Origin of the sequence: Buttiauxella sp. WJP83 (genome assembly GCF_027594725.1) — a bacterium.
In the GTDB taxonomy this organism is placed as follows: domain Bacteria; phylum Pseudomonadota; class Gammaproteobacteria; order Enterobacterales; family Enterobacteriaceae; genus Buttiauxella; species Buttiauxella selenatireducens.
In genome coordinates, this window is record NZ_CP110080.1 from 3441952 (window position 1) to 3461545 (window position 19594).

15 protein-coding genes are annotated in these 19594 nt (G+C 49.7%); 11 read left to right on the forward strand and 4 right to left on the reverse strand.

The window, feature by feature from the left end; translation table 11 throughout:
• The first annotated feature begins 17 nt into the window (after positions 1-17).
• The 6 genes from odhB (at position 18) to OH773_RS16005 (ending at position 7492) form a co-directional block, all read left to right on the forward strand.
• Positions 18-1181, forward strand: coding sequence for a 2-oxoglutarate dehydrogenase complex dihydrolipoyllysine-residue succinyltransferase (odhB, locus tag OH773_RS15980; protein ID WP_270139903.1), 1164 nt, complete (start codon positions 18-20; stop codon positions 1179-1181).
• Between the two features lie 11 nt (positions 1182-1192).
• Positions 1193-2611, forward strand: a complete 1419-nt coding sequence (lpdA, locus tag OH773_RS15985) for a dihydrolipoyl dehydrogenase (protein WP_270139905.1) — start codon at positions 1193-1195, stop codon at positions 2609-2611.
• 24 nt (positions 2612-2635) lie between these two features.
• Entirely contained in the window at positions 2636-3805 is a 1170-nt protein-coding gene (gene sucC / locus OH773_RS15990; protein ID WP_270139907.1) for an ADP-forming succinate--CoA ligase subunit beta, read from the forward strand.
• Positions 3806-3817: 12 nt separating this feature from the next.
• Positions 3818-4690: a succinate--CoA ligase subunit alpha gene (sucD, locus tag OH773_RS15995; RefSeq protein WP_270139909.1), complete on the forward strand. Its 873-nt coding sequence runs from the start codon at positions 3818-3820 to the stop codon at positions 4688-4690.
• Between the two features lie 217 nt (positions 4691-4907).
• A complete protein-coding gene (locus OH773_RS16000) occupies positions 4908-6407 on the forward strand; it encodes a DASS family sodium-coupled anion symporter (RefSeq protein WP_270139911.1) in 1500 nt (499 codons plus the stop codon).
• An 11-nt stretch (positions 6408-6418) separates the two neighbouring features.
• On the forward strand, positions 6419-7492 hold the full coding sequence (locus tag OH773_RS16005; protein ID WP_270139913.1) for an Ldh family oxidoreductase: 1074 nt from the start codon (positions 6419-6421) through the stop codon (positions 7490-7492).
• Here the strand turns inward: OH773_RS16005 and OH773_RS16010 are convergent.
• Together OH773_RS16010 and OH773_RS16015 are read right to left on the reverse strand one after the other, a co-directional pair.
• Complete coding sequence (locus OH773_RS16010) at positions 7481-8839, reverse strand: sigma-54-dependent transcriptional regulator (protein WP_270139915.1); 1359 nt, start codon at positions 8837-8839, stop codon at positions 7481-7483. The genes OH773_RS16005 and OH773_RS16010 overlap by 12 nt on opposite strands.
• The gene (locus OH773_RS16015) at positions 8829-10577 is read right to left on the reverse strand and encodes an ATP-binding protein (protein WP_270145906.1); all 1749 of its coding nucleotides are present in this window, start codon (positions 10575-10577) and stop codon (positions 8829-8831) included. Before OH773_RS16015 ends, OH773_RS16010 begins: the two co-directional genes overlap by 11 nt.
• An 822-nt stretch (positions 10578-11399) precedes the next feature.
• Between OH773_RS16015 and OH773_RS16020 the strand changes: the two genes are divergently transcribed.
• Positions 11400-11903: a non-heme ferritin-like protein gene (locus tag OH773_RS16020; RefSeq protein ID WP_270139917.1), complete on the forward strand. Its 504-nt coding sequence runs from the start codon at positions 11400-11402 to the stop codon at positions 11901-11903.
• Between the two features lie 581 nt (positions 11904-12484).
• Here OH773_RS16020 and OH773_RS16025 read toward each other — a convergent pair.
• Entirely contained in the window at positions 12485-13459 is a 975-nt protein-coding gene (locus OH773_RS16025) for a LacI family DNA-binding transcriptional regulator (protein ID WP_270139919.1), read from the reverse strand.
• 49 nt (positions 13460-13508) lie between these two features.
• Positions 13509-14420, reverse strand: coding sequence for an ROK family protein (locus OH773_RS16030; RefSeq protein WP_270145908.1), 912 nt, complete (start codon positions 14418-14420; stop codon positions 13509-13511).
• A 264-nt stretch (positions 14421-14684) separates the two neighbouring features.
• Here OH773_RS16030 and OH773_RS16035 point away from each other — a divergent pair, with 264 nt between their 5' ends.
• The 4 genes from OH773_RS16035 (at position 14685) to OH773_RS16050 (ending at position 19593) form a co-directional block, all read left to right on the forward strand.
• Complete coding sequence (locus OH773_RS16035; protein ID WP_270139921.1) at positions 14685-16118, forward strand: glycoside hydrolase family 1 protein; 1434 nt, start codon at positions 14685-14687, stop codon at positions 16116-16118.
• A gap of 12 nt (positions 16119-16130) precedes the next feature.
• Positions 16131-17447 carry a PTS sugar transporter subunit IIC gene (locus OH773_RS16040; RefSeq protein WP_270139923.1) on the forward strand — a complete coding sequence of 439 codons (1317 nt, stop codon included), beginning with the start codon at positions 16131-16133 and terminating at the stop codon, positions 17445-17447.
• Positions 17448-17451: 4 nt separating this feature from the next.
• Complete coding sequence (locus OH773_RS16045; protein ID WP_270139926.1) at positions 17452-17754, forward strand: PTS sugar transporter subunit IIB; 303 nt, start codon at positions 17452-17454, stop codon at positions 17752-17754.
• Positions 17755-18039: 285 nt separating this feature from the next.
• Positions 18040-19593, forward strand: coding sequence for a peptide MFS transporter (locus OH773_RS16050; RefSeq protein WP_270139928.1), 1554 nt, complete (start codon positions 18040-18042; stop codon positions 19591-19593).
• Position 19594 lies beyond the last annotated feature (1 nt).

The following is a 19594-nucleotide window of genomic DNA, read 5'->3' on the forward strand; positions in this document are numbered from 1 at the left end:
AATAAGGAAACTATCTGATGATTGAAATTACTGTCCCTCAATTACCGGAGTCTGTGGCGGAAGGCACGTTGACTACGTGGTGTAAAAAAGAAGGTGATTTCGTACGCCGTGATGAAGTCGTCGCGGAGCTTGAAACAGACAAGGTCATCCTCGAAATCCCCGCGCCACAGGATGGCATATTGACGCGCATTCTGGTCGAGGAAGGCCACGAGGTGACTTCCACTCAACTATTGGCGTATCTGGAACCGCAGGCGGCCGCCGCAGAAGTTGCCATCGCGAAGGTCGAACCGACCGCCATGCCGGCTGCACGTCTTGAAGCCCAGCGTAGCGATGTAAACCTTGCAGAAGTTGCAGGGAGCGGACGCCAGGGACGCGTCCTGAAAGAAGATGTGTTGCAGCATGCGCAATCTGCCGCCCCCGCGCCGGTGCCTGCGCCGACGATGGCACCGGCTATCCCGCGTTCTGTCGCACCAGCCGGTTCTCGCGAGGAACGTCGCGAGCCCATGTCACGTCTGCGCGCACGTATCGCCGAACGTCTGCTGGCCTCGCAACGGGATAACGCCATTCTGACCACGTTCAACGAAGTGAATATGCAGAACGTCATGGATTTGCGCGCCCGCTGGAAAGACCGCTTTGCCGAAAAACACGGGGTGAAGCTGGGCTTTATGTCGTTCTTCGTTAAAGCCGTAACCCGCGCGCTTGAACGCTTCCCGATAGTGAATGCCAGCGTTGAGGGCAATGACATTATCTGGCGTGACTATTGCGACATCGGTATTGCGGTCAGCAGCAACCGTGGGCTGGTGGTGCCTGTGCTGCGCAACGCGCAAACCCTCTCTCTTGTCGATATCGAACGGCAAATTGCCGAATACGCCGCGTTGGCGCGTGCAGGGAAACTGCCGCTGGAAGCGTTACAGGGCGGCTCATTCTCCATCACCAACGGCGGCACGTTTGGCTCGATGATGTCCACGCCAATCATCAACCCGCCACAGTCAGCCATTCTCGGTATGCACGCGATTACCCCGCGTCCGGTCGCCGAAAACGGCCAGGTCGTTATTCGCCCAATGATGTACCTCGCCCTCAGCTATGACCATCGCATTATCGATGGACAAGAAGCGGTGCAAACGTTGGTGGCGATCCGCGAACTGCTGGAAGCGCCAGAACAACTGTTGCTGGATTTGTAAGGAGAAGAGTGATGAATCCATTTTTTGACGTTGCGGTCATCGGCGGCGGCCCCGGCGGATATGTGGCGGCGCTACGGGCGGCGCAGCGCGGGCTAAACGTGGTCTGTATTGATGATGGGGTCAATCCGCAAGGCGAACCGTCACCGGGCGGCACCTGCCTGAATGTCGGCTGTATACCGTCAAAATCGCTGCTGCAATCGTCTGAACTGTTTGCACAGATCCAGCATGAAGCGGCGATCCACGGCATTAAGGTCAAGGAGGTGTCATTTGACGTTCCCTCCATGATCCAACGTAAAGACGCCATCGTGCATCGTCTGACGCAGGGGATTCGCCTGCTGTTTGACAAAAATAAGGTGACGCATATTTCCGGCCTGGCAACGCTGCGGGAACAACATGAGGGACTTTGGCAGTTGCTGGTCAATGAGCAGACGGTGAGCGCCAAAAATGTGGTGATTGCGACCGGTTCACAACCGCGCCAGCTTGCGGACGTGGCGACGGACAACACGCACATTCTGGATAATCGCGGGGCACTTTCATTAAGCCAATGTCCGGCGCGTCTGGGAGTGATTGGCGCGGGGGTGATTGGTCTTGAGCTCGGTTCTGTCTGGAATCGTGTGGGGGCACAGGTCACGCTGCTGGAAATGGCGGAAACCTTCTTGCCCGCACTGGAGCCGAGAATGGCTAACGATGTGCGTAAAGCGATGGTTGCCAGCGGTCTGGAGATGCAGTTCGGCGTCAGTATTGATGCGGTCGAACGCAAGGATGACGAAGTGGTGATTCGCTGGCGGCAAGGCGAGAACGCGCAGGAAACGCGTGTCGATAAGCTGATTGTCGCCATTGGCCGTGAGCCACGTTTGTCCGGTATTGATCTGGCGGCGCTGGGGCTGGCATCGAATGGTCGCGGCGGCATTGAAGTTGATGCGCTGTGCCGCACGGGAAAACCCGGTCTGTGGGCGATTGGCGATGTCGTACGTGGGCCGATGCTGGCGCATAAAGCGATGGAAGAAGGCCTGAACGTCGCCGATCAAATTGCCGGGCTACCCGTCGAGCCCGTCAACTTCTCGTTGATCCCTTCCGTGATTTACACCCAGCCGGAAGTGGCATGGGTTGGCGAGAGCGAATCGACGTTGAAAGCCTCTGGAATCGACTTCACCAAAGGTCATTCACTGTTTGCAGGCAACGGGCGCGCGCTGGCACTGGGGCAGGATGGCGGACGCTGTACGCTTTATGCCGATAAACGCACCGACCGGGTGCTGGGCGGGGCAATTACCGGCCCGCAGGCTTCTGAATTAATTAACGAAATTGCATTGGCGATGACGTTTAGCGCCTCGGGTGAAGATATCGCCTGTGCGGTACATGCTCATCCCACGTTGAGTGAAGTCATACACGAAGCGGCAATGGCGCTGAATAAACAGGCGCTCCACGGATAACGTTCAATACCACTGAGAGACATTATGAATTTACATGAGTATCAGGCCAAATCCTTACTGGCCGGCATGGGAATGCCATGTCCGAAAGAAGTTGCGATTCAACATATTACGGAATTACCTGACGCGTGGAGCCGCATTGCCAGCGAAAGCAAAGGAGCCGTGCTAAAAGCGCAGGTTCATGCCGGAGGACGAGGTAAAGCGGGCGGCGTGAAGGTATTGACGCAATACCCGCAGGCTGAAGCCTTTGTTGAGCAAATGCTCGGTTCGCAGCTGGTTACGTATCAGACCGGGCAAGAAGGTCAGTTTGTCAGCAGCATTCTGGTCTGTGAAAACATCTACCCGGTACGCCAGGAGCTTTACTTTGGCATGGTGGTGGATCGTGAAAGCCAGCGTGTGACGTTTATTGTCAGCCCGGAAGGTGGAGTCGAAATCGAAAAAGTCGCTCATGAAACGCCTGAGAAAATCGGCAGCGTGAGTGTGGATCCGCTGACGGGCATTCAACCCTGCCATATTCGGGAAATGTTCACGGTTTTGAACCTCGAAAATGCGTTGTTCCCGGCGTTTAGTCGTTTAGCGAATCAGGCATGGAAAGCCTTTAACGAACTGGACTTCGCCCTGCTGGAAATTAACCCACTGGTTCTGCGTGAAGACGGCGGATTTATGTGCGCTGACGCGAAAGTGTCGTTAGATGACAACGCACTGTATCGCCACCCGGAATTGCAGGCGATGCGCGATGAAACGCAGGAAGACCCACGGGAAAGCCAGGCGGCAAAACTCGATCTCAACTATGTCTCGCTGGACGGCAATATTGGCTGCATGGTCAATGGCGCAGGGCTTGCGATGGCAACCATGGACATCATTAAACTGTATGGCGAGCAACCCGCGAACTTCCTCGATGTGGGCGGCGGCGCAACGCAGGAACGCGTGAGCGAAGCGTTCAGGCTGATTGTCTCTGACGACAAAGTGCAGGCCATTCTGGTCAATATTTTCGGTGGGATTGTGCGTTGCGACATGATTGCCTGCGCCATTATTCACTCTCTGCGTGAAACGGAAATTAGCTTACCGGTCGTTGTACGTCTGTCTGGCAATAATGCGGCTGAAGGGCAACGTTTGCTGGCGGAAAGCGGCCTCGCGGTGGAAGCCGTTGGCTCTCTGGATGATGCCGCTAAGCGCATTATCGCATTATTGAATTAACAGGAGGTTAGCGTGAGCGTTTTGATTGATAAGCATACCCGAGTTCTGGTGCAAGGTATTACCGGTAAAAATGGGACGTTTCATACTGAGCAGGCGATCGCTTATGGCACACAAATCGTCGGTGGCATTACGCCGGGCAAAGGGGGGCAACTGCACCTGGATCGCCCCGTTTTCAATTCGATGAAAGAGGCGATGAAACAGACAGAAGCGGATGCCAGCGTGATTTATGTGCCTGCGCCGTTTGTTCTGGATTCTGTCGTTGAGGCCATTGAAGCTGGCGTTAAATTGATTGTGGTGATTACCGAAGGTGTTCCTACGCTGGATATGGTGAAAGTCCGCCGCCTGCTGGATTACCACCCGGATGTCCGTTTAATCGGACCGAATTGCCCGGGCATTATTACGCCAGGGGCATGTAAGATTGGTATTATGCCGGGCGATATTCACCGTCCAGGACGTATCGGCATTATTTCCCGTTCAGGTACATTAACTTATGAAGCCGTTGCACAGACGACGGCGCTGGGGTTAGGCCAATCGACCTGTATTGGTATTGGCGGCGATCCCGTGCCAGGAACGAACTTTATTGATGCTCTGCGTTTATTTGCTGATGATCCGCAAACCGATGCGGTCATTATGATTGGAGAAATTGGTGGGAATGCGGAAGAACGCGCCGCAGAATTTATTCGTCACGAAATGAACAAGCCGGTCATTGGATATATTGCGGGTGTCACAGCACCGAAAGGAAAACGTATGGGGCATGCTGGCGCCATTATTTCTGGTGGAAGTGGCAGCGCCGAAGATAAATTCCGTGCATTTGATCAAGCAGGTATGGCATGGACAAGAAATCCGGCCTTAATTGGTGACACATTGTGGAATGCCATTAAGTAATTCATAGCAGGGTAACGGAGGGAGGCTTATAAGCCTCCCTTTTTTTATGTGTGCGGTTTTATATTCACGTTTCTTTACCTGTGCGGAATTTCACGCATATCTCCGATACCTTATTTTAATAAAAATCTTAAATAACAATTAGTTATATAATTAATAAAAGATGGCATAACACCTGCATTAGAGAAGCAGGTCTTTTATCTTTCACATTGAGGTGATTATGTCATCAGTCCCAAATAATGTTGCGCAAAAGCGTAGCTTCATCCCTAACCCCGGTTTATGGTTCGCCATTATTGCCGGTCTTATAATTATGTTCCTGCCGCTAGGTGACTCATTACCGGTCGCCGGGCAACATATGATTGCTATTTTGGTTTTTGCAATCATTGTCTGGATAAGCGAAGCGATGGATTATACCGCCAGCGCAATTGTGATTTCGGCGCTGATTATTTTCATGGTCGGCTTTGCGCCGGATATGAACCATCCGGAAACCATTCTGGGTACCGAGAAAGCCCTGAAAATGACGCTTTCAGGATTCTCTAACTCTGCGCTCGCGCTGGTCGCAGCGGCGATGTTTATTGCTGCGGCAATGACGATAACCGGTCTGGATAAGCGGATCGCGTTATTTACCATGTCAAAAATAGGCGCCAGTAGCCGAAGTATTCTTATTGGCGCTATCGTCGTCACCATCGTATTGAGCCTGGTCGTTCCCAGCGCCACGGCCCGTACGGCCTGCGTAGTGCCTATCATGATGGGGGTTATTGCGGCATTTAAGGTCGATAAACACTCCCGTCTTGCGGCATCGATGATGATTGTTATCGCTCAGGCAACCAGTATCTGGAACGTGGGTATTCAGACTTCCGCCGCGCAGAACCTGCTGTCCATTGGATTTATCAATAAAACCTTTGGTGCGGGCCACTCGGTCAGCTGGCTCGACTGGCTGTTAGCTGGAGCGCCCTGGAGCCTGACGATGTCAGTCATTCTCTACTTCCTTGCCCGAAAACTGCTGCCGCCGGAAACAGAAGAGGTTGAAGGAGGAAGCGATGCGATTAAAAAAGCGCTGGTGGAATTGGGGCCAACAACAGGTAAAGAAAAACGCCTGATTGCTATCTCGTTATTGTTACTGGTGTTCTGGTCGACTGGCGGAAAACTGCACAGCATTGACACCACCTCCGTTACGCTGGCCGGACTGGCGATCATGCTGATGCCTGGCATTGGTGTGATGCACTGGAAAGAAGTCGAGAAACGCGTGCAATGGGGAACGTTGCTGATGTTTGGTATCGGGATCAGCCTCGGTTCTACTCTGCTTGATACCCAGGCGGCATCCTGGATGGCGAATTACGTCGTGCAAGGTTTTGGTCTGGACGCGTTACCTCCACTGGCGATCTTCGCCATCCTCGCCGCTTTCCTGATCGTCATCCACCTTGGATTTGCCAGTGCCACCGCGTTAACCGCTGCCCTACTCCCGATTCTTATCAGCCTGTTGAGCAGCCTGCCACCGGAACTGGGCGTTAACCCTGTCGGTATGACCATCCTGTTAGCCTTTAGCGTCAGTTTTGGCTTCATTCTGCCGATTAATGCACCGCAAAACATGGTGTGCCTGGGCACAGATACCTTCTCTCCGCGCCAGTTCACTCGCGTGGGGATTTGGCTCTCTGTGATTGGCTATTTGCTGCTGGTGTTCTTTGCTGCCACCTGGTGGAAAGTTTTGGGTCTGATGTAAGGAGATACGCCATGTCATTACAAATTGCGCTGGAAAAAGTTCGGTGGTTAACGGCCGGATTACTTGAGTTGAACGGCTGTGATGCGGATATTGCCCAGGATGTCGCCGAACATATGATTGAGGCTGAACGTTATGGCTTCCCTAGCCACGGCGTGACGCTGTTGCCCAAATATCTTGAGAACATTGCCAGAGGCGACGTTACGCCCAATGCCCGACCCGAAGCACTGGTCAGCGAAGGCCACCTGCTGCGTTTTCATGCCCATAATGGTTTTGGCCAGCATGCGGCAAAAGTGGCGGTGAATGCGGCTATTGAACGAGCGAAGGAGAACGGATTTTGTCTGCTTACCCTGTGTCACGCGCACCATTTAGGGCGTATGGGGCACTTCGGCCAAATGGTGAGCGATAAAGGCCTGGCTCTGCTGGCGATGAGCAATGTCACCGGAAGACCGGCGCTCGTCGCTCCATGGGGAGGAGCGCAGGCGCGCATGACGACTAATCCGTTCTGTTTTGCCTGGCCGTTTAACGATGACCGGCCGCCGATGCTGGTTGATTTTGCGACCAGCAGCATGGCGCTGAACAAAGCGCGGGTGATGTCCGTCGAGGGTAAGCAAACAGCTCCGGGTCAGGTGATTGATGCTCAAGGCAATCCCAGCACCGATCCGGGGGTGCTGTTTACCTCGCCATCAGGAGCGCTGTTGCCGTTTGGTGAACATAAAGGGTTTGGTTTGGCATTGATGATTGAAATGATGGCGGGGATTTTGTCCGGTGGGGATACCATCGCCGAGGATCATCAGGCCGATGGTTCTGCGCATAACCACCTTTTCGCCCTGGTCATTGATCCCGCAAAATTCAGCGACCAGGCAGAGGCGAAAGGACAGTTCTTTGCGGACTACCTGCTGGCAACCCTCCCGCAGCCGGGAGGGCGACCAGTGATTTACCCAGGAATGCCGGAGGCCGAAACACGGGAACGCAACAGTAAAACGATCGCGATCCCGGAGGAGTTCTGGTCATGGGTGGTGGAACGCTACGCCCGCAAAGGCATTGATTTGGGTCTGCATCCCCAGACACCTGCACTAGCTAGTTGATTCCAGCCGGTAGAGCTGGGGCTGGATCTGGTGCTTGTTCAGTTTGTCATATAACGTCTTGCGCGGCAGTTGTAGTAGCCGCGCAGTCAAACTGACCTGCCCTTCCGTTTGCCGCAGCATATCCTCAATGAGCTTTTTCTCGAACGCATCAATACAGGCGGTCAGGCCACGTTCTTCTTGCTGGGTCATGGGCACAGGCTGGTGCTGGGTCAGTAGTCCTAAGACAAATCGCTCGGCATTGTGTTTAAGTTCTCGTACATTGCCAGGCCAACTTTGTGATTGCAGCCAGGCAAGCAGCATCGGCGAAATATCGGGGAGGGGGCGATTGTATTTTTGCGCAGCCTGACTGGCGAACCAGTAAAAAAGCTCCGGAATATCTTCCCGTCGCTGGCGTAGAGGAGGAATACTCAGGCTAACGACGTTCAGGCGGTAATAAAGGTCAGCACGAAAATTATTTTCTTCACTCTGGCGCAACAGATCTTCTTTCGTCGCAGCGATGACGCGGCAGTTCACCGGAATTAACTGGTTGGCGCCGAGCCGTTCAATTGTTCGTTCTTGCAGTACACGTAAAAGTTTCACCTGCATACCAGGCGGCATGCCTTCGATTTCATCCAGAAGTAATGTGCCGCCGTTAGCGTGTTCTATTTTTCCTATCCGTTTTTTCAGCGCGCCAGTAAAAGCACCCGATTCATGACCGAAAATTTCACTTTCAAAGAGTGTTTCAGGCAATCCCGCGCAGTTTAATGCGACAAACTGGCCTGTATGGCGGGTACTCCAGTGGTGCAACATGCGGGCGACAACTTCTTTGCCACACCCAGTTTCACCGTAAATAAGCACATCGACATCAGTGTCGGCGACATTCATGATCATTTTTCGCAGCTGCTGCATTTGCGGGCTACGGCCTATCAGAATTGGGCCATTCTCTTGTTGCAGGCGTGTGAGTAGTTGCTTGTTCTCTAATACCAGCCGGCGTTTTTCCACGGCCCTTGCAATAATGCTGAGCAATTTTTCGGAGCTACAAGGTTTCTCGATAAAATCGCTGGCACCATTGCGCATAGCCTCAACGGCCATTTCAACATCGCCATGACCTGTGATTAAAATCACGGGGATTTTGGCATCGATTTCAATAATACGACTTAATAACTCTAAACCAGATATTCCCGGAAGCCTGACATCCGTGAGCACTATAATATTCGTTTGGCTCTGAATGACGGGTAAACTCTGTTCAGCATTAGAGCACGATATAACACGATAGCCTGCGAGCATCAGCGTTTGCTCACAGGCAAAACGCACATCATCGCTGTCCTCAATATAAATAATGGTAATGTCACCTTCATTATTTATCATTATCTTCTCCCCATTCTGGCCATGATAAAGTCATCATCGCGCCACCTTCCGGATGATTACTGGCGTGGATTGTTCCACTAGAATTCCTGACTATCTCGCTAACAATAGCAAGACCGAGCCCAATACCTCGACGTTTGGTGGTAAAAAACGCTTCAAAGATGCGCTCAATAATTTCGGGTGAGAACCCGGAGCCATTATCTTTCAGTGTGATAATAACTTTATGATCTTCCTTATATATTGAAATATCCAGACGCTTATTTTGTTGACCTTCCATTGAATCCAACGCATTGGTGATCAGATTACTAAATATCTGCTCAAGGCCTAATTCATCACAACCGACGAAGAGCGGCCTGGACGGTGCTTTAATCCGACGTTCAAGGTTATTTTTTTCCATGCTGTGGTTCAGAAGCGCTACCGCGGTGTACATCACTTTAACCACATCCGCAGAGCCTTTTGGCACCCGATGGCGAGATGCGAACGTTTTCAGCTCAGACATTAACTGAGTCATTCTCTCGACAACGGAAATAGTGTACTTAAGATTCTGATCTGCCTGAGTATACATCTTTTTAGCCAGCATCGTGCGGGTGTTGTCCGTCAGGGCATGAATCGCAGCCAAAGGTTGGTTTTGTTCATGGGCAATTTCTGTCGCCATTTGCCCTAAGGCGGCAAGCTTATTGGATTCTGCAAGTTCGCTGCGCGTTAGCTGAATAATGTGCTCGGCCTGGCTGCGTTCTTTCATCTCCAGAAGCAGCTTTTGGTTCATTGATTCAAGATCATGAGTACGTTCTTTTACCTGCTTCTCAAGAGTTTCATTTGCCTGTGTTAATAACTGTTGAGCGCGCGAGCGCATGCGCCAGTACTTGATAATAACCAGTACCAGTAAATACAAAATAAGGGTGATAATTAATGATATTGCCCATGTCCAGTACAAATTATCTAATGGTACAATAATCGTCATTTTCCAGTTAAACTCTGGAATGGAAATTTGCTGAGTGTAAAACCGTGGCAACAAACACAATTGATTGGCTTTTTCTTTTAAAAAAACAAAGCCATTAAATGTAAAACATGGGTAGTAATCAGCAGGTAAAATATTGCTTAAGCTGTATTGTCGTGTTAATTGTAATTTTTCTTTTATTTGAGAAGGTAATGGCTCTAAGGTTTTCATTCGCCATTGTGACTTTGAACTTAAAAATATAATACTATGTTCATCACTCACGATGATATTTTCTGGACCTTCCGCCCATACATTCTCAATGTCATTAAGGCTAATTTTGACGATAACAACGCCGACTACCTTCCCATTATTCTTTATACCAGTAGACAGAAAAAAACCTGGGATATTGGTCGTACTGCCGATTCCATAGAATCGGCCATTCATTCCCATCATCGCTTGTTTATAGTAGGGGCGATAGCTGTAGTCTTGACCCACATAGCTTCCGGGTTCTCTCCAGTTGCTGGAAGCAATTGTTTTCCCTTGCGCATTAAGAATAAATATTGCTGCTGTTTTTAATTGTGTATTGAAATATTCAACGTACCTATTAAGATTTTCGGTAACATTATCGCCCGGTTGATTCATGGATTGTTTTATTACATTGTCCATCGATAGCATATAGGGCAGGATGTAATATTGATCTATTGTTGAATATAATGTTGACTTATACATCTCTAAACGCATTTTATCCGTGCCCACTAATGTCATAAAACGCATGTGCAGAAATAAGACAGAGATAGTTAACATTAACAACAGCAGAAAAAAACTTATGATATGAAATTTCCATTTATTATTTTTTGTAAAATAGTATGGTTTTTTCATTCAGTATCCAGGGTGGTGTAATGATAAAGACTGCGAGTATATTCCTTAGGCATAGATGATGAACAATGGAATAATACAATTGTGTGAGTAAGTAAACATAATGCATTTATCTTTGTGTGGTTTTTCACACAGATAGTAATGCCAATGAGAATGACATTCAGTAATTTAAGTTCAGATTCTTCTTACATTTGATTTTGTCAGAACTTAGTACAGGCCTGGTTGCTAAACAGGTCAGCATATAACGCTATTATCCCTATTTAGTGATCTTATCCGCATAAAGAATACAACCACGATACAAATCAGCCATGGTGCCGGGATCTGACCCACACCTTCCCCCCTTTTCAATTGCCCGATAAGCAGCCAATAGCCCGGCGAGTACAGATGCCCTCGCCCGTTGCTGCACTACCCTGCCGCTTTCGTTCCACTGCCTGCAACCCATGCTGGTGCGCTGCCATTCGAGGGCTTGTGCATTAACACCCAATGAGAATAAGTGTAACCATTTGACATCAATTCATATTTTGCATCGGTGTATAAAAAAAATGAAAATAAATGAAACAAGATGTTTATTCGCACTGAAAAATATCTTATTGTTCGCAATACATGCAGCGTGCCGTGCCGTATAGCCCGCCAGTGGAGGCGTAGAATGATCTTTTTAGGTGAATTTCACGCTAAGTTTGTAAATTTAATGTAATAAACAAATATTCATTTTCAGAAAGCGCCATTTATTCAAGTAATCGGGGGTTTCGTATGGTGATGTCAGGCATGGTTCAAAATCTTAATACGCAGATGAATCTGGAGTTTTCTGCGTCTAATCTTTATCTACACTTAAGCGACTGGTGTTCAGAAAACAAACTGATTGGAGCTGCAAATTTTTTACGAGCACAGGCGCAGATCAATGTAACACATGTCATTAAATTGTTTGATTATATTAAAAAATCAGGTGACCACCCAATAGTGAGCGGCACACAGTTTGGTGATGAACCCTGCTCAACCCTTGAAGATTTGTTTCAGAAAATCCTGGGAGAACACCTGAAACTCTCTGCGACTCTTGTTGAATTTACCAGAGTAGCCAAGTCTCTGAACGACGACAGCACCGCACACTTTCTTTTCATCATGAAAAAAGAACACCAACAGAATGGTCTGCTGCTGCAAAACCTCCTGGATGAAGTACGAATTTCACACAAAGCGGGGTTATGCATGCAACAAACCGATCGGCGCTTGATGAACATGGTCAACAAGCAACTACATTAAGAACCCCTCCCAAAAAAGAAGAGTTAATGTTCCGTCACAAAATTAGCGTAGGTGGAACAATCGCTGCTGCTTACCGGATCACTCAGCAGAACCGGTAAATAAACAGTCGTGAAGTGTGCGGGTGGTTGGCAAATGACTGCAATTGAATGGTGGCGTTCCCTTTCAGGATGAAAGGGTGCGTATATTCTCTATCTAAAACACAGCGTTACACATAAGCAGTTATATCGTGCAATAAATTTCGGAAAATACAGGATTTCTACGTTGAAAAAGTATTTTGGGAAACTTTTTGGAGTGCTGAAACCTCTTATATGGCTGCTTATTCGATCGTTTATAATGTCTGTTTTTATCCTTCCAGCACTTAGCATGATACTTTTCATTATCATAGCGGTGCTAAACTGGATGGGGTTTCACGAAATAAGAACCGCAATGACAAGTCATATACTCCAGGTGTGTTGGGCTGGAATAATCATTTATTTATTTTTGTGGCGACTGCTCGAATATATAAAAGAACAGCGCCACCAGGATCAATAATATCTATTATATAATAACGGCAGGTCTAACAAATGAGACTGTATTTAAAATCATGCACTTGACCGAATAATAAGTTTAACGGGTAACAGCTCATTCTCACCTTCTGACATTGCCACCAGCATTTCGACAGCTCGTTTCCCAAGGGTGACTCTGTCAATCGCAAGCGTTGTGAGAGCCGGTGTGACATGCCTGGCGAGTTCAATATCATCAAAACCGACGATACCCAAATCTTCCGGTACCCGAATCCCTTTTGACTGACAGTAGTTCAGCGCCACAATGGCCGCGGAGTCGTTGTAACAAAACAGAGCATCGGGTGGCTCAGGCAGCGCCATCAGCTCATCGAGTGCATATTCCAAAGACTGGGTGAGCTCGGTGAGTGATGGAGCCGTCACTTCGTACTGCGGAGACATCAGCATACCCGCTTCAAATAACGCCTGCCGGTAGCCGCGTTCCCGCTGCCGGATGCTGTAGTGCGCAAGGCTGCTCGCCAGAAAAGCAATTCGCTGGTAACCCCGTTCAATGAGGTGTTTTGTGAGCAACATACTGCCCTGGTAATTGTCCGGGTTAATGCTTTGCATACCCGGGATTGCATGATCAACCAGGACAAGGGGCAAAGGCATTTGTCTTATCTCTGCCAATATCTCTGGTTCAATAAAACCAACGCACAGCAGCGCATCAGGGGCGTGCTGTAACACTTGCTGCGAGATGTTATCGGTCGGCCCAATGACGAGAAAACTCAGTGCGATGCTACGTTCGCTGCAGGCGTTTTCGACAGAGAGCAGGAGCGGAGAATAAAAACTCATCGCATTTGCCGTGTTGTGCTGCCGGTGGAGAATGAAAAGGATTTTTTTAATCTTGCTGTCCTGGAGTCGGGTAAAATCATAGCCGAGCTCTTTTGCCGTTTGTATCACGCGTTGCCTGGTTTCATCGCTCAGACCAGGACGGTTATTCAGCGCGCGTGAGACAGCCCCAGCCGATACACCTGACTTTTGAGCAATGTCCCTGACTCTCACAGCCTTCAGCATGCTTCTCCTGCCCTTCTTAATATTCAAAAATAAACGGTAATGTCACATTTTAACCCAGTCTGCGGGCCGCATCACGTCCTAACCAGGCCGCACCCCGCACACCGCTGCTGTCCCCGTGCATCGCAGGTACGATTGGTGTTGAACAAGATGTATTGAATATATACCTGCCCACGTCCTCTGTCAGATGGCTGAACAGAGCCGGGTAGCGTGATACTCCCCCGCCGATAACAATAATATTCGGGTCACAAATGTTTATGACAGAGGCCAGCGCACGGGCGAGTTGGTCCCGGAAAGTCTGGTAAAGCGCAACTGCCGCCTTGTTTTCTTGTTCGATGAGGGCGAAAACACCTTTTGCATCGATGGCTTCCCGCTGAAGCAGCCCATACTGACGCGCCAGCCCCGTTCCCGAAATAAATGACTCAGTGCAATTAAATTTACCGCAGTAGCACTGAACTGCCGGTCCATCGTCACGCTCGTTGTAAAGCGGGAGTGGATTATGCCCCCATTCTCCGGCATTACTGTTGTGGCCACGCCAGAGAACCTTATCCATAGAAAGCCCACCGCCGCACCCTGTCCCTAAGATTGCGCCAAATACGCTCCTCGCTTCTGCCCCCGCTCCATCGGTGGCTTCTGACAACGTGAAACAATTCGCGTCATTATCCCAGGCTACCGGTTGTTCCAGTAAACGCTCAAGATCATGGATCAACGGGTTCTGGTTGAGGACCACAATGTTTGAATTTTTGATGAGCTTTGTTCCGACATCTTCGGTCCCTGGCAGGCAAATACCAATGCTGACAGGCTCCGCGACTGATTTGCGCATCTCCTGAATAAAGCTGACCAGCGACGTCAAAAATCCTGTGTAGCACGTCTTAACTGTAGGGATTCGCTTCGTCACCAGTGCGTTCCCGAGAGAGTCCAGAATGACCGCTTCCGTTTTCGTCCCACCAATATCCAGCCCCATGCTTAGCACGTAATACCTCCACTATTCCATTGAGTAAACAGCCGTTTCTGCTCGCTATCCTAATCGTAAACGTTGCGATTAAAACCGGAACATTTGTTGATAGTGACAGTAATCACATAAACAAAATAACTAAATACAACTCGTTTACTAAACAAAAACAAAAGCCATATGATTGGCTGCGTTACTGGAATTCACAATGCTCATCAAAGAGATAAGCACTGAACTTATCGAAACTTATAAACAACGAAGCAACAGGGAAGCCGCATGAAACTCAAAACTGAATTTTTATCCTTTCCGGAAGATTTCTGGTGGGGAAGTGCATGGTCTGCCGAACAGGCTGAAGGCAGGGGCAATACGGGTAAAGGGCGTACTCAGTGGGATATGTCCTGGGATGCGCACCCAAATCGCTTCTATCATGCCGTGAATACCGACGTGACGACGGACTTTTTCAATCGCTATGTCGATGATATTCAGTTGATGAAGCAAACCGGTCATAACTCATTCCGCTTGTCTATCTCCTGGGCTCGTCTGTTCCCCCAGGGCGCTGGCGATGTTTGCGCTGAAGCCGTGACGTTCTACCGGGCCATGCTGAGTGAAATGGTGGCTCAAGGCATCAAGCCCTTTGCGAACCTGTACCATTTCGATATGCCAGAAGAGATGATGAAGATTGGCGGATGGGAAAACCGAGCCGTTGTCGATGCTTACGTCAATTTCTGCGCCACCTGCTTCCGTGAATTCGGCGATCTGGTCTTCCATTGGTTTACGTTTAACGAACCACTGGGGCCGGTGCTGGGTGGGTACATGGAAGATTTCCATTATCCAAACGTTATCGACTTCAAACGCGGCGTGCAGGTAGGCTTCAACACGATTCTCGCCAGTGCCCTGGCAATCAAAGCGTTCAAAGAACATCAGACTATTCATCCGGATCGCAGCAGCAAAATCGGCATCATTCTTAATCTGAGTCCGACCTACCCACGCTCTGAAAATCCACTTGATGTTGAGGCCGCGGTATATGCAGATCTGTTCTACAACCGTAGTTTCCTCGATCCGTCAGTTAAAGGGACTTTCCCGGAAAAACTGGTTGAAACTCTGCGTCTGCATGATCTGATCCCTTCTCACACCGAACAAGATCTCTGCGATATTCGCGACAATACGGTTCAGATTTTAGGTCTCAACTACTACGAGCCACGCCGGGTGAAAGCGCGTACTCACGCCGTCAACCCTCGCTCCCCGTTTATGCCGGAATGGTACTTCGAAAGCTATGTCATGCCTGGCCGTAAGTTCAACCCGCATCGAGGATGGGAGATCTACGAGCAAGGGATTTACGATCTGTGCATCGATATCCGGGACAACTACGGCAACATCGAATCCTTTATCTCTGAAAGCGGTATGGGCGTATCAAACGAAGAGCGCTTCATGCGCGACGGTCAGGTACAAGACGACTATCGCATCGGTTTTATCCAGAACCATCTGGCTTACCTTCACCAGGCGATTACCGACGGGTGCAACATTAAAGGCTATCACCTGTGGACATTTATTGACTGCTGGTCATGGATTAACGCCTACAAAAACCGCTATGGATTAGTCAGCCTTGATCTGGCCACGCAGCAACGCACCATCAAGAAAAGCGGCGAGTTTTATCAGGCATTGAGCCGGGATAATGGTTTTTCTTTCAACGGGCTGTATGTTGATTTTTGAGGCGAATAAGCAATGAAATTACTTGATCAAGCGGTTAACGTCGCCCAGCGCATCGGCGGGCAGGTCCATTTGCGCTCATTGCGCGATGCATTTGCCACCTTAATGCCATTCTTTGTACTGGCAGGCCTGATGGTGCTTCTCAACAACACCCTGATTAAACCAGAAGGGATCCTCTCCGGCATTATCAGCAACGCGACGCTCACCCATTGGCAACAGGTGGGGAATTCCATCGTTAATGGCTCGCTTAACTTTATTTCGGTGCTGATTGCTGGGGCGATTGCCTATCACCTTTGCCAGAACAAAGGGTATGCGGATCCTATTGCACCGGTATTGCTGTCCATTGCGACTGTCGTCATTTTCATGCCGGAAAGCATTCATTTGACCGACGTACTGACGCAGAAAAGCGTGACCGTAACGGGCGGGATTTCATTCGCTTCGACGGGATCGGCCGGGATGTTTGTCGGGATCCTGACGGGCCTGGTGGTAACTTCGCTGTTCATCCGCTTAGCGAATGCAAAACGATTGCAGGTCAATATCAGCGGCGGGGCCATTCCACCGGCGGTTGTGCGTTCATTCAATACGCTCATTCCCATTATGCTGACGATGATTATCTTTGCCCTGTTCTCCTTTGCAGTGAAAAGTCTCAGCGGAATGGACGTCAACACGCTAATCGCAACGTTGATACAGCAACCCTTAAAATCCGTAACGACCAGCCTGCCGGGATTCCTGCTGATTACCACTGTGGCTAACCTCTTCTTCTCAGTGGGCATTCATCAGGGCGTTATCTCTGGCGCATTGCTGGATCCCTTCTTGCTAAACAACATGCAGGAAAACACCCTCGCGTTTGCTCAACACCAGGATATTCCCAACATCATCTGTATGGCGTTTAAAGACACCTTTGGGGTGATGGGCGGTTCGGGGAATACCATTGCGCTGCTTATTGCTATTTACCTGTTCAGCCGGAAAGCGGATTACCGTGACATTGCGAAGCTCTCCACTGCCCCCTGTCTTTTTAATATCAGTGAGCCGATTATTTTTGGGCTGCCGATAGTCTTTAACCCGGTGCTTATCATCCCGTTCGTCCTGGCTCCCGTCATCAGTTTAACGACAGCTTATTACGCGACGGCCTGGGGCTGGATTAACCATGTGACGGTTCAGATCCCCTGGACTACGCCACCGATTATCTCCGGATTTCTGGCAACAGGTGGTGACTGGCGCGCGTCTGTCCTGCAGGTTTTTCTGATTGCAATCACCGTTTGCTTCTATCTCCCGTTCCTCAAATTTGCTGAGCGCGTCGCGATGGCGCAGGCTGCATCATCCCAAGGATAAAATCATGATTAAAATAATGCTCGTTTGTAACGCCGGTATGTCCACCAGCATGCTGATGAATAAAATGGTTGAGGCGGCTAAGCAACAAGAAATCGACGCTGAAATCTGGGCCATTCCTGACGCTAAGCTCAATGAGGAGTGGAAAAAAGCTGACGTTATCCTGCTGGGACCGCAGGTGAGTTATCTTAAATCGCGTGTTGAGACGATAACCGCGGGTAGCGTTCCTGTAGAGGCGATTCCTATGCTGGATTATGGCCGTATGAACGGGCCGGGTGTGCTTGCTATGGCCATCAAAATGAAAAAATAACGCCTGATTAGTCGTCCTTCATATACAGGGAGTCTCGGCTCCCTTCTCAACTCCCCTTCATCCCTTCTCTCATCTTTCAGATATCCAACATCGCTTCCAATTCTCCGCTATAAAATCTGTAAAAGTAGACATTCGACGTTTTTTCGTCTAAAAGTTCTGCGGTTGGCATTAGACAAAACCAGCTATCTCATAATAATTGCTGAATGTTAAAGAGCGGAAAGTCAGATAACCGCCGGGCATTTCACGACTCATAAAAACAACGACACACTTTATTTTGGAGAATTTATGCATTCCTCGGTTAACAAAAACGAGAGCCGAACCTTCTTCGGTCACCCTTATCCGCTAGGCTCACTCTTCTTCACTGAGATGTGGGAGCGTTTCTCATTTTATGGGATCCGTCCCTTACTCATTCTGTTCATGGCGGCGACGGTTTACGACGGCGGCATGGGCCTTGCTCGTGAAAACGCGTCGGCAATCGTCGGTATCTTTGCAGGCTGTATGTACCTGGCCGCATTGCCAGGTGGTTGGCTGGCGGATAACTGGCTTGGGCAGCAGAAAGCGGTCTGGTACGGTTCGATTCTCATTGCCCTCGGCCACCTGTCGATAGCGTTGTCCGCCGTGTTTGGCAACAACCTGTTCTTTATCGGCCTGATGTTTATTGTTCTTGGCTCTGGCCTGTTCAAGACCTGCATCTCGGTCATGGTGGGAACGCTGTATAAGAAAGGTGATGCGCGCCGTGACGGCGGTTTCTCACTGTTCTATATGGGCATCAATATTGGTTCGTTTATCGCGCCGCTGGTTTCCGGCTGGCTGATAAAAACCCACGGTTGGCATTGGGGCTTTGGTATCGGTGGTATCGGTATGCTGGTCGCGCTGATTATCTTCCGCGTCTATGCCGTTCCGGCGATGAAACGTTACGACAGCGAAGTAGGCCTGGATTCCACCTGGAACAATCCCGTTTCGAAGAAAAACGGTGTGGGTGCCTGGTTGCTGGTACTGGCAGCCGGTGTGGCCATTGTCGTTACACTGATAGCTCAAGGCGTTATCGTCATTAACCCTGTCGCGGTTGCCAGCGTGCTGGTGTACGTGATTGCGGCCTCCGTTGCCTGCTATTTTATCTACTTGTTTATGTTTGCAGGCCTTAACCGGAAAGAGCGCGCCAGACTGCTGGTTTGCTTCATTCTGTTGGTTTCTGCGGCCTTCTTCTGGTCCGCATTTGAGCAGAAACCGACCTCGTTCAACCTGTTCGCTAACGACTATACCGACCGCATGATCGGCGATTTTGAAATCCCGGCAGTGTGGTTCCAGTCAATCAATGCGCTGTTTATCATTTTACTGGCGCCGGTATTTAGCTGGGCATGGCCGATGATGGCGCGGAAAAACATCCGCCCAAGCAGCATCACTAAATTTATCATCGGTATTCTGTGTGCGGCTGCGGGCTTTGGTCTGATGATGATGGCGGCACAAAATGTTCTGAACAGCGGCGGAGCTGGCGTATCGCCATTCTGGCTGGTGGGAAGCATTCTGATGCTGACACTCGGCGAACTGTGCCTGAGCCCAATTGGGCTGGCGACCATGACGCTGTTGGCTCCGGAAAGAATGCGTGGACAGATGATGGGGCTATGGTTCTGTGCCAGTGCGCTGGGCAACCTGGCGGCAGGTCTGATTGGCGGTCACGTGAAAGCTGATCAGCTGGATATGCTGCCTAACCTCTTCGCACGTTGTTCCATTGCGTTGCTGATCTGCGCGGCTGTACTGTTCGTGTTGATTATTCCAGTACGTAAAATGCTGGAAAATGCCCAGGTGAAGACGGAAAACAAACCGGTAAACCCGGCTTAAT

What these genes read in the sequence shown, in the direction of transcription:
- odhB (WP_270139903.1), top strand. Translation starts at nt 18, where the DNA reads ATGATTGAAATTACTGTCCCTCAATTACCGGAGTCTGTGGCGGAAGGC.
- lpdA (WP_270139905.1), top strand. Translation starts at nt 1,193, where the DNA reads ATGAATCCATTTTTTGACGTTGCGGTCATCGGCGGCGGCCCCGGCGGA.
- sucC (WP_270139907.1), top strand. Translation starts at nt 2,636, where the DNA reads ATGAATTTACATGAGTATCAGGCCAAATCCTTACTGGCCGGCATGGGA.
- OH773_RS16000 (WP_270139911.1), top strand. Translation starts at nt 4,908, where the DNA reads ATGTCATCAGTCCCAAATAATGTTGCGCAAAAGCGTAGCTTCATCCCT.
- OH773_RS16005 (WP_270139913.1), top strand. Translation starts at nt 6,419, where the DNA reads ATGTCATTACAAATTGCGCTGGAAAAAGTTCGGTGGTTAACGGCCGGA.
- OH773_RS16010 (WP_270139915.1), bottom strand. Translation starts at nt 8,839, where the DNA reads ATGATAAATAATGAAGGTGACATTACCATTATTTATATTGAGGACAGC.
- OH773_RS16015 (WP_270145906.1), bottom strand. Translation starts at nt 10,577, where the DNA reads ATGTTAACTATCTCTGTCTTATTTCTGCACATGCGTTTTATGACATTA.
- OH773_RS16020 (WP_270139917.1), top strand. Translation starts at nt 11,400, where the DNA reads ATGGTGATGTCAGGCATGGTTCAAAATCTTAATACGCAGATGAATCTG.
- OH773_RS16025 (WP_270139919.1), bottom strand. Translation starts at nt 13,459, where the DNA reads ATGCTGAAGGCTGTGAGAGTCAGGGACATTGCTCAAAAGTCAGGTGTA.
- OH773_RS16030 (WP_270145908.1), bottom strand. Translation starts at nt 14,420, where the DNA reads ATGGGGCTGGATATTGGTGGGACGAAAACGGAAGCGGTCATTCTGGAC.
- OH773_RS16035 (WP_270139921.1), top strand. Translation starts at nt 14,685, where the DNA reads ATGAAACTCAAAACTGAATTTTTATCCTTTCCGGAAGATTTCTGGTGG.
- OH773_RS16040 (WP_270139923.1), top strand. Translation starts at nt 16,131, where the DNA reads ATGAAATTACTTGATCAAGCGGTTAACGTCGCCCAGCGCATCGGCGGG.
- OH773_RS16045 (WP_270139926.1), top strand. Translation starts at nt 17,452, where the DNA reads ATGATTAAAATAATGCTCGTTTGTAACGCCGGTATGTCCACCAGCATG.
- OH773_RS16050 (WP_270139928.1), top strand. Translation starts at nt 18,040, where the DNA reads ATGCATTCCTCGGTTAACAAAAACGAGAGCCGAACCTTCTTCGGTCAC.